Annotated in this window: 7 protein-coding genes; 1 reads left to right on the forward strand and 6 read right to left on the reverse strand. The window is 36.0% G+C overall.

From position 1 onward, the window contains the following. Positions 1-547: 547 nt before the first annotated feature. The 6 genes from F6K54_RS31265 to mutS form a co-directional block, all read right to left on the reverse strand. The gene (locus F6K54_RS31265) at positions 548-751 is read right to left on the reverse strand and encodes a hypothetical protein (RefSeq protein WP_293086613.1); all 204 of its coding nucleotides are present in this window, start codon (positions 749-751) and stop codon (positions 548-550) included. Between the two features lie 434 nt (positions 752-1,185). Next, positions 1,186-1,833 carry a Uma2 family endonuclease gene (locus F6K54_RS31270; RefSeq protein ID WP_293086616.1) on the reverse strand — a complete coding sequence of 216 codons (648 nt, stop codon included), beginning with the start codon at positions 1,831-1,833 and terminating at the stop codon, positions 1,186-1,188. A 181-nt stretch (positions 1,834-2,014) separates the two neighbouring features. Next, entirely contained in the window at positions 2,015-2,251 is a 237-nt protein-coding gene (locus F6K54_RS31275; RefSeq protein ID WP_293086619.1) for a hypothetical protein, read from the reverse strand. Between the two features lie 38 nt (positions 2,252-2,289). Further along, a complete protein-coding gene (locus F6K54_RS31280; RefSeq protein ID WP_293086622.1) occupies positions 2,290-5,016 on the reverse strand; it encodes a caspase family protein in 2,727 nt (908 codons plus the stop codon). Between the two features lie 234 nt (positions 5,017-5,250). Then, complete coding sequence (locus F6K54_RS31285; protein ID WP_293086624.1) at positions 5,251-5,706, reverse strand: hypothetical protein; 456 nt, start codon at positions 5,704-5,706, stop codon at positions 5,251-5,253. Positions 5,707-6,109: 403 nt separating this feature from the next. Beyond that, positions 6,110-8,815 (reverse strand): DNA mismatch repair protein MutS, encoded by a 2,706-nt coding sequence (gene mutS / locus F6K54_RS31290; protein ID WP_293086627.1) that lies wholly within the window; start codon positions 8,813-8,815, stop codon positions 6,110-6,112. Positions 8,816-9,467: 652 nt separating this feature from the next. On the opposite strand from mutS, the gene F6K54_RS31295 reads away from it, so the two are divergent. Beyond that, positions 9,468-10,349 (forward strand): class I SAM-dependent methyltransferase, encoded by an 882-nt coding sequence (locus F6K54_RS31295; RefSeq protein WP_293086631.1) that lies wholly within the window; start codon positions 9,468-9,470, stop codon positions 10,347-10,349. Positions 10,350-10,625: the final 276 nt, after the last annotated feature.

Here is a 10,625-nt window from a genome sequence, read left to right on the forward strand (position 1 = left end):
TCGGCCTAAAGACACAAGGCACGGGGATTCCTACCGAGCCGTAGCTCTTCAGTGGGTTGACGTCTCACAGGCTGCTGCACCCACCCCTCTTGCTCCCCTCCCGGGAGGGGATGGGGGTAGGTTACGCTTGCCTCCACGTCCGTTTTTTGTCTCGGACTGCTTAATATCATGTCCGGATAAGAGCGTGATAAAAAACTTTCTCCTTCAACTCCAGTTATTCTTCTTCCTTCTTCTTTCTTCCCTCCTGACTCCTGACTTCCCCTCCCCTCCTGGGAGGGGCGAGGGGTGGGTTGACTCCTGACTCCTAAGTCGTTATTTATTTATAACTGTTCAACCAGACATGATATAACTTCTTCTATTATTGGCATTCTTTTGCTGATTATTTATCCTAAGTTATATCCAGATGGATTACCAAAATTGGTAAAGCCAATTCAAAATATATTTCCAGCTCCACAAATAGAAAATGAATCCGAGCGCTCAAAATAAATTTTACTGATTAAACAGTTACTAGATAATATTTAAAATTGATGAATGTTTGATTTAGTAACTATTTTTTCAACAATAATAAAACTAAAAATATCAAAAGTAAAATCACCTCTGTTCCTAATAAACCGTAAATAGTTGTTTGCTGTTGTTCGGTAAAAGCAAAATAATCTATAAAAACTGTGTAAATTAAAAATTGAGATAAAATTCCTATGAGAAAACAACTAATTCCCCAAGCTTTTCTTTGCCACAAACCAATAACAGCCACAATATCTAGGATGCCATAAATTATGTCTCCTATTTGTCAAGTTATATCATGTCCGGTTGAACAGTTATAAATAAATAACGACTTAGGAGTCAGGAGTCAGGAGTCAGGAGTCAGGAGGGAAGAAAGAAGAAGGAAGAAGAATAACTGGAGTTGAAGGAGAAAGTTTTTGATCACGCTCTTATCCGGACATGATATTAGAGGAGTTTCTAACCATGGTTGTTGGCCTAAACCTATGATATTTGTAATGTGAATTAACCCACTATAGGTAAAAATTAAGGCTAAAATTCTCAGGTATATTTTCATCCAGGAGTTATGGGCAATTTGAGCAAGATAATTCATATTTTTTACGATCTAATTTTTAGCGTTTTATTTTTGTTTGGTTTATCCTAACGGATAAGCTGGCGCTAACGGTTCCTCAACCCACCTACACTTAATTACTTCTTCCTTCTTTCTTCTTCCTTCTTCCTTCTTTCTTTAAAATCCCAAATAGCATCAAAAGGATCATCCCAATCTAGATAACTAACCAATAAATCTAAATCAAGATTTGGTAATAACTGACTATTGTTTTTCTGCAAATACTCAGAATTTTGTAGGCAAAAAACCTGTAACTCTCCATTTTGCCAAAACCAAACTTCAGAAACACCTAAACCTTGATAAATTTCTAAAGTTTGAATTCCTCCGCTAGTAATAACAACCTCAATTGCTAAATCGGGAATCCTTTTTTTACTACCAATACAATAACATTGGTCTGGCTCAATTCCTTTTAATTTATCTTGAGATTTCAAAGTTGTAGAACCCAAGGGATAAAAACGAATCCCTGTTTCTAAACAATAATTTTCTACCAACATCCCCAACATTTTCTTGTAAATTTCATGGCGACTGCTAGGAGACATAACTTGTAAATTTCCTTGATTATAAATAACTTTAAAATAAGGTGAATTTCCCAAATATTTTAATAGATTTTCATAAATATTCCAGCTTATATCAGTAGAAATTAATAAGCGTTCGCTATCAATACCGTCACAATTTAAGTATTCAATAAGTTTCACAAAAGATTGGGTATTAGCTGATGAAATCACCATAAAATTAACCTCTCATAATTCCATTTTGTTGATTCTAATTCCTGCTTTTTTTTCTATGATATAGCGGTTCCCGTTGTTATTAGGTACACTTGTCGCGGGCAAGATGCCCGCACTACAATAATTTTACAATTTGAATACCGATTATATTTTGTATCAAGACATAAACGTTTGATTTTAGACATTATTTTATTCTATCTTTTTCCTGAAGCATTTCTAATTTAACTTTCTTGATTAGGTAGAGTATCTTTTCTTGAGAATCATACCCTTTTGCTTTTGCTATTTCCCGCATAATCTCAAATTCATCTGGCTCATTTTTGGCAACAAGAATAATGTCTATTTCACCATTACTAAACTCTGGAGGAGCAGTGATTTTTACTTCTCCATTTTTCACTGTTCCTGTTGTTTGTATAATTCTCATTTCATACCTCGTATCTATTGAATTTTGATAAAATTTGACTAAAAGTCTTTATTCTTCTGCCAACCTTCAATTGCAGCCAGAGTGATACTTAATGCAGGATGATTTATAAACTCCCTGATAGCGCTATTTCCACCATCCTTTAAAGCGCGAACTATCCTTTGTTTTAAAATTGGATTTCTTTCAATTTCTTTAATAGCTTCAGATGCTATAATCATTTTTTCAGAAGTTGTCATTTCTTGAGATTTTCTATCCTGGGAGTAAGTTTTATCAAGCTGTTCTAGAAGCTCTTGAATTTCTGCTGCTGCTTCAGCAAGACTTTGTTTTTGCTCAGAAACATAATTGTTCGTCGTAATATCGCCACTGTTCATCAAAATATTGCCATAAATATTTGTTCCCTCAAAGTTATTGCTAATAATTTCTTTGTGTTTCTCTTCAGGCTTTATTTGTGAATCTAATTGAATAACTAAATTAGTTTGATTTTGAGACAAATTGAGAGCTATTTTTTCTAGTTTTTGATTATGCTCTTTATAATTTTCTATCAGTTCATCTTTAGCCTCTAACTGGGATTTATATACCTTAATTTCCGCCTGATTTTGCACTGCTTCAATTTGATATTTATGTAACTCAAGTTGATGTTTTCTCTCTTGTTCTTCTAATTTCTGTTTTAGACATCCTTCAGGTATATCTTGAGCAGACTTACTAAGTTCATAAAAGTCTTTAAAATATTCGCATTCAGCACTGAATTCTTGCTCCATATCTAACCACTTTTCCTCTACCTGAAGTAGCACTCCTCCCATCATTAGAAATCTCGGATCTTTTTGATATTTGAGCCACTCTCGATGATAGTCATCTACTTTATCACACAAACGCCTCAGTTCTCGATTCTCTTTACGCCATAAAGAAAACTGTTCCCATCTTTCCATAAGTGCTTCATGGGCTAAGTCTATCCAAGCTGCTCCTTCACTATCATTTCCTGTTACTAGCAAACGCTCTTTAATCAATTTATTTAGAACATTCTGAATAGCTATTTGCTGTTCTGAATTATCTCCAGCAATTTCTAAAACCTTTTGTTTAGATTGTCGCTGTCGAGTATCTTTATTTCCTATACCTGTACGCACTAACTTTAACAAGATACGTTTTGTCCAAACTCTTTCCTGTTCATTGAAACTTTGATATATTTCTTCTGAACGACGGTTTAATAGTCCAAGTATTGTGCCTTGATTGATATACTGATTAGCTGTTATTTTTTTATTTTTTTCATCTTTTTCTTTCCACAGTTCCGTCAGAGCAAACTGTAGTAGAGGTAAAAAATTTTCCTCTTGAGTAACTTCCTTTATTATAAATTCTGGTAATCCATCATCAAAACTAAAATTCTGTTTTTTTGCTGGTTCAATAATAACCTGCTTTAAATCCTCATCTTCTAATTCTGGTATGAAGACTGATTGATTTTGAATTAGCCTAGCTAACAGCGGATAATGAAGACAATCTTGTAAAAAATCTGCACGCAAAGTTACTACTACTTTCAATCTTGATGCAGAAGTATTAGCCACCTGAGTCAATAGCTCAATAAATCTATGTTGTTGTTCTGGCTTTTGAGAACAAACTGTAAAAATTTCTTCAAATTGATCGACAATAATTAGAATTGGTTTTTCACCAGGAATATGCTCTGTTATTGAAGTTAAACCATTGGCTTCAATCAGATCGAGAACATCTTTAATTTTTTCTCCTTCTCCAAAAAATTGCCGAGTAATTTCATATTTCAAGTAACTAACTGGCTCAGTCCAAGGAACTACAGGATCTAAAACTTGCCAACCATTTGTCTCTAATTCAGGAGTCAATCCTGCTTTTACTACTGAAGATTTACCACTTCCAGAATTGCCTATTAAAAGTACAAAATTAGATTTTTCTAATGCTTTTTGTAAATCTTTAACTACTTGTTTTCTACCAAAGAAAAAATCTGCTGTTTTCTTAGAGAAAGAGTCTAATGCTTGGTAGGGAAATATCTCACAATCTTTAGACTCAGAACTGCTACTTGGAGGTAAAGTTAGAAAAAATTCCGCTACATCTTGTCCATAAGGAAACGGTAGAGGAACGTGATATTTTTTTGGTAATTTCTCGTTATATTCCTGAAATTTTTTCCGTAGCCACTTTTTTAAATCATCAACTGATATTCTGCCGTCTCTATCTATATCTGCTTCGTCTAACTTTTCACTGATGGCATCACAAATATTAGAAGTTAAAAAACCTCCTTTTAGCTCCTCAATTTCTCGTGCTGGTTCTGAGCGAGCACCTGCTACAAGGACTAAATAATTATCAGGTTTGATTACAATCTCATTTGCTGTAGCCTCATCTCCATTTTTTGGCATACTTACAACAGCACCTGCATGACAACAGTCAAGTATTAGTAACCTATTTTCTGCCTTGCAGTAACTCAAAGTTTCCATTATTCTTCCAATTGACAACGCTGTTTTAGGAAGATTGTCTATATCACTATCATTCCAAAGTAGGAATAAGGAACCTTTGAATAGGCGACCATGACCAGAAAAATGACAGATGAATGTATCATCACTACTACAAGACAAAGCAAGATCAGATAACTGCTCATAAACTTTCCAAATCTTATCTTCTGAATTAGGGCTTTCAACAATGAAACCACATCGCTCATTTGATAGAGCATTTCTCATTCTCTCTACATCATTAAGGGCATAGCGAAGTTGAGTATCGCCAGGAGGCCCATTTGAACCCATAACAAATGCACGTCGCATATAAGTTTACCTTCGTGAAAAAATTACTTCAAAAAAATAACTAGGGTCTGTCATCAATTAGAACTATAAGCTTTGTGAGTCAAGGTTTTTAGCGTCTGGAGTCTTTCCAGGCCAAAAGTTCAAAACTCTTGCTAAATAGCACTTTCAGATTTAATTGATGACACGCCCTAGGAGTTTCTTCATAAGAAACAGGAATACCTACTGGCCTTTTCAAGGCAATTTTCTTGTCAAATTCTATTTCTTAGGGGTTTCTTCATAAGAAATTTCAATACCTAATGGCCCTTTCAACGAAACTTTCTTGCTAGATTCTTCTTGTGAAGATTCTAAAAAGCGGGCACGCTCTACCCATTGTAAAATTGGTTCTCCAGAACTATTTCTAACTACATTCCCACTGGAGTCTTCTACTGGTAAACAAACCTTTTCTTTGACAATAACTTTTTTGTGAGACAGTGCAGCAATTACTTTGGATAAAATCGGAGTTATGGCCAAGATTAATGCTGCTGAAGCGATAATAACAGTTGCTACGTCTTTCTGGCCAGATTTAGCATCTACAGTTGGGTCTTGAGCAAACTCTTGACTAACATTAATTCCTTCCTTTTGTAGAACTTCTACTAAATCTATTTGATTATCTGCAAGTAATTCTTTAACATCAGGTGATGTCAAGATAAATATCGGTATCAGGTCTTCCATACTTAAGATTAGGCCATGAATATTTTTTGATTACTATATACTATACAAAAAACTTTTAATCAGAATAAATATAGGAAATGTAGCTTTGATAGAATGAAGTGTTGGCGGAGCTTATCTGAAACAGAACTTACGCAAAGACACTACAGATAGTATATAAAAACTATAGCACTATGGCATATATAGCGTTTTTCCCAGAAAAATGCGTAAGTCCTGTCAAAGATAAACCCAAAATACACCTACCTTATTGTTGTTGGGTTTATCCTAACGGATAAGCTGGCGCTAACACTTCCTCAATCCAACCTACACTTATTGCTGAACTCTTAATCCGTATATCCGTGCCATAATCCGTGTGAGCGCACCCTACAAATTTTGCTGATAACTGATAACTGTTAACTGATAACTGTCATAACAAACTATCTCCAAATTCCTCACTAAAAATATCTAACTGCTCCACAGTTATTACTTCTTCCTCCTCTTTTTTCTTAATACCTTTCCTCAAACCAATAGCTATCTTACTATGCTTTTCAATTTGCTGCATTACCTGTCTCGCTCGTTGAATTACCGAATCTGGTAAACCTGCTAACCTTCCCGCTTCAATTCCATAAGACTTATCTGCTCCACCAGGTTGTACCTGATGCAAAAATACAATTTTATCCGGCAACTCTTTCACCGTTACCTGATAATTTGCCACATTATCTAAAATAGAAGAAAGTTCATTTAATTCGTGATAGTGAGTAGCAAAAATTGTCCGAGACAAAATTTCCGTTGCCAAATATTCTGCCACCGACCAAGCAATCGAAATTCCATCAAAAGTTGCCGTTCCCCTACCAATTTCATCCAACAAAACTAAAGACTTTTCCGTAGCATGATTCAAAATATTTGCCGTCTCATTCATCTCCACCATAAAAGTAGATTGACCTGTTGCTAAATCATCCACTGCCCCAACACGAGTAAATATCCGATCGCTCACCCCCAAAACAGCAGAACTTGCTGGAACAAAACTACCAGTTTGTGCCATTAATTGAATCAATCCTACCTGCCGTAAATAACAACTTTTTCCACTAGCATTCGGACCAGTTAAAATAATTAAATCTGGCGCAGAATAAGGAGTAATTCCCGAATTATTTTCCTCTATATTTTTACTACCTAATATCGAAGTATTCGGCACAAAAAAACCAGCAGGCAAATACTTTTCCACCACCGGATGCCGACCCTCAATAATTTTCAATTCCCGACTATCAGTCATTGTAGGACGAACATAATTTTGATAAATTGCCACTTCTGCTAAACCACACAAAACATCAATAGCTGCTACTGCCCTAGAAACATTTCTAATCTCTTCTGCATATTCCCCCACTTCATTTCTCAAACCAACAAAAATATCATATTCCAACTCATTCAAATCATCTTGTGCCGTCAAAATTCTCACTTCTCTTTCCTTCAATTCCTCAGTAATATAACGCTCCTCATTAGTCAAAGTCTGCTTCCGAGTATAATCATCCGGAGCCAAATCTGTCTTTGATTTAGAAATACTAATATAATAACCAAAAGCCTTATTATAACCAACCTTTAAATTAGAAATTCCCGTCCTTTCTCTCTCTGTAACTTCCAAATTAGCAATCCATTTTTGGTCTTCTTCAGCTAACCTCCGCATCCGATCTAATTGTTCATTTATACCAGACTGAATTAACCCTCCTTCTTTTAACTTTTGAGGAGGAGACTCTACTAAATGAGAATGAATTTTTTCTCCCAATTCTTGTAATATTGGTGGAATTTTTTGCAAAACTTTTAAATAGGGAGAATTACCCGCCAATACTAATGCCGAAAGTTCAGGAAGTTTCGTTAAAGAATCAGCTAAAAAAACTAAATCTCTAGCATTTGCCGTACCAGCACCAGTACGCCCAGTTAGACGCTCTAAATCATAAATTTGACGCAATACTCTTTGAATATCTTGACGCAGATCGTTATTAGTTATCAGTTCATCAATAGTGTCATGTCTAGCGCGAATACCCTTCAGACTCAAAAGTGGTTGCTGCAACCATCGTCGTAAAGCACGACCACCCATTGCAGTGCTAGTTTTGTCGATCGCTGATAACAACGACCCTTGATAACTCCCATCTCGCACTGTTTGAGTAATTTCCAAATTCCGGCGAGTTTGATGGTCGATAATCAAAAAATCTGCCAAAGTATAGCTCCGCAGACGTTGTAGCGGAACTTGATTTTCCTTTTGAGTTTCTTCCAGATATTCCAGCAACCCACCCGCAGCACGCACCCCCAGTGGAATACGTTCACAACCGATACCTTCTAGGGATGTCAGTTGAAATTTTGCCAATAGTCGCTCTTTTGCCTCCCCTAAAGTAAAAGGTTGTTGCGGACGTAGAGAATAACAGAAAGAATTCGGTAGACATTCTGGAAGATAGTCCGATTTTTCTCCCGGTCGCAACATAAAACCTATATCTGGCGCATTTGTAGGAAATAGCACTTCCGACGGTTGTAAACGCATCAATTCTTGAGTGAGTTGGTCTAAACCTTGGGTTTGGGTGGTAAGAAACTCTCCAGTGGAAATATCAGTGTAAGCAAGACCCCAATGATTTTTGGCAATAACGACAGCAGCCAAATAATTATTGTAGCGAGGTTTGAGCATTCCATCGTCGGTCAGAGTACCAGGGGTAAGAATACGAGTAATTTCACGCTTGACTTGACGGTTTTCTTTTTTCGCAATAGCAGAATCTTCTACTTGATCGCAAACAACCACAGCGTAACCCTTTTCTACTAACATGGCAGCATATTTTTCCACTGCATGGTGAGGCACTCCCGTCATCGGTACCCTACCAATTTCTTTACCAGCGTGCTTAGTAGTTTGTACTAATTCTAATTCCTGAGCGATCGTCACAGCATCCTGAAAAAAACATTCAAAAAAGTCACCTACTCGAAATAGCAAAAGAGCGTGAGAATATTGTAATTTTACTTCCACATAACGCTGCATCATTTCTGACAGTTTGCTAGTGTCAATTTGACTGTAGTCAGTATTAGGAGGAAGAGAATTTTCTGCTTGATTTTGTTTTGCTTTTGGAGATTTTTGAGTAGATGTAGATGCGGAATATTTCATAGATATTTAGATAGATAATTTTATGTATTTAATATTATAGCGATCGGCCTGTACCAACGCAGATACCTGTATTTTTGAAAGGATTAATATTTCTTCTAAGACTTTGATAAATAATGATAAAAATTTTATAAAATTTTCACTTAATTGATACTGCTCCCAATTTTAATTGTTTAGCAAACATTATTAGGACTTACGCAAAAACTCTACTTATGGCTAGGACGTTTTGCTCCGCAACATATAAAGCGGAGCTTGGCGTTAGCCAATACCATTTGCCCCTACAGATGGTGGTTTAAAAGTCAATTTGCGTAAGTCCTGATTATATTGTTTATTAGCATAAAATTCGATAAAAAGCAACCTGTATAATGTAAATTGAGTGAATGTACTGCTTCATTTATTATGTATTAAATGTAAGCATTTACTGTGGAATGCTGCGCAAACAGCTATTATAACTCAGCTTTTAGCTGTTTCATAAATAATGAATATGCACTCTCTCTCGTCAAGGTCAGTTTTTTCCAATACTTTTAATTCTCCTTAAATCTATCAATATTAATTTCTGTTCAAAAAGCAATAAATTAATAGCTGATAACTGATAACTGAGTGCTGTTTGCGCAGCATGACCTAGGAAATGCTTACTATTAAATTACAAATTTTAATGATGAATAACCAAGTCAAATTAGACCGATATAAACAGGAATTAGCTAAAATTTATAGTCAGAGAAGCCAAAACTATGATGAAAGTAAATGGCATTCTCAGATTACCCATCGCCTGGTTGCATCTGCACAAATTAAACCAGGAGATAAAGTTTTAGATATTGCTACTGGTACGGGTCATGTTGCTATTGAAGTAGCTCAATTAGTAGGCGATAATGGTAGAATTGTGGGAATAGATATTTCTAGTGGAATGCTCGAACAAGCAAGAAAAAAAGTTGCACAATTGAACCTTAAAAATATTGAATTTCAGTTAGCAGATGGGGAAAATATCGACTTTCCAGCTAACAGTTTTGACCTGATTTTCTGTGCTAATGCTTTTCCCTTAATGGCAGATAAAGCAGCTACTTTACGTCTTTGGTCTCAGTTTCTCAAACCTGGCAGTTACATAGGTATTCATAGTATAGCTGAAACAGGTTTTACAGGGATAGTTGTTTTGGAAAAAGTATTAGAAAATCATGGAATAAATCTTGATGTTTTTCATTTATCAAATACCGTAAATACTATTGAAAAATACCAGAATTTATTGATACAAGCAGACTTAGAAATAATTTCTGTTGAAATGGAAAATCATGGGAGTTATCTGAGTTTAGAAGATGCAAAAAAAAGGTGGAATTTAGTTTATTATCCTTCTCCAGGAAATATTCCCAATCCACTTACACAACTTTCATCCAAGGAAATAGAACAAATGAAAGCCGAATTTGAAGAAGAATTAAAACGGTTAATTACACCAAAAGGAATTTGGAATAATGGTACTACTTTTTTGGTATTAGGTCGCAAAGTAGTGGACTTAGAGGAGATGGGGAGGTGGGGAGATGGGGAGTAAGGGAGTAGGGGAGTAGGGGAGTAGGGGAGTAAGGGAAATTGAAGTAATTATAGAATTATCAACATATATTATATAACCGGATTTTATATCACAGGAGGACAGGTTGACATCCTCCCCAGCCTAAAGGCGCGGAGATTCCTACCGAGCCGAAGCTCCTCGGCGGGTTGACGTTTCACAGGCTGCTGCTACTTTTGCAGTAGTCTTACGCTTGCCTCCGGAAGAGAAACCGCCTGAACTCCAGTCCCCACGCCGGCCGGATCCCGTATGCCGTCTCCT

It is taken from the genome of Okeania sp. SIO3B5, assembly GCF_010692555.1.
In the GTDB taxonomy this organism is placed as follows: domain Bacteria; phylum Cyanobacteriota; class Cyanobacteriia; order Cyanobacteriales; family Microcoleaceae; genus Okeania.

Coding starts and splice junctions, on each gene's coding strand:
- F6K54_RS31270 (WP_293086616.1), bottom strand. CDS start 1,833: ATGGTGATTTCATCAGCTAATACCCAATCTTTTGTGAAACTTATTGAA.
- F6K54_RS31275 (WP_293086619.1), bottom strand. CDS start 2,251: ATGAGAATTATACAAACAACAGGAACAGTGAAAAATGGAGAAGTAAAA.
- F6K54_RS31280 (WP_293086622.1), bottom strand. CDS start 5,016: ATGCGACGTGCATTTGTTATGGGTTCAAATGGGCCTCCTGGCGATACT.
- F6K54_RS31285 (WP_293086624.1), bottom strand. CDS start 5,706: ATGGAAGACCTGATACCGATATTTATCTTGACATCACCTGATGTTAAA.
- mutS (WP_293086627.1), bottom strand. CDS start 8,815: ATGAAATATTCCGCATCTACATCTACTCAAAAATCTCCAAAAGCAAAA.
- F6K54_RS31295 (WP_293086631.1), top strand. CDS start 9,468: ATGATGAATAACCAAGTCAAATTAGACCGATATAAACAGGAATTAGCT.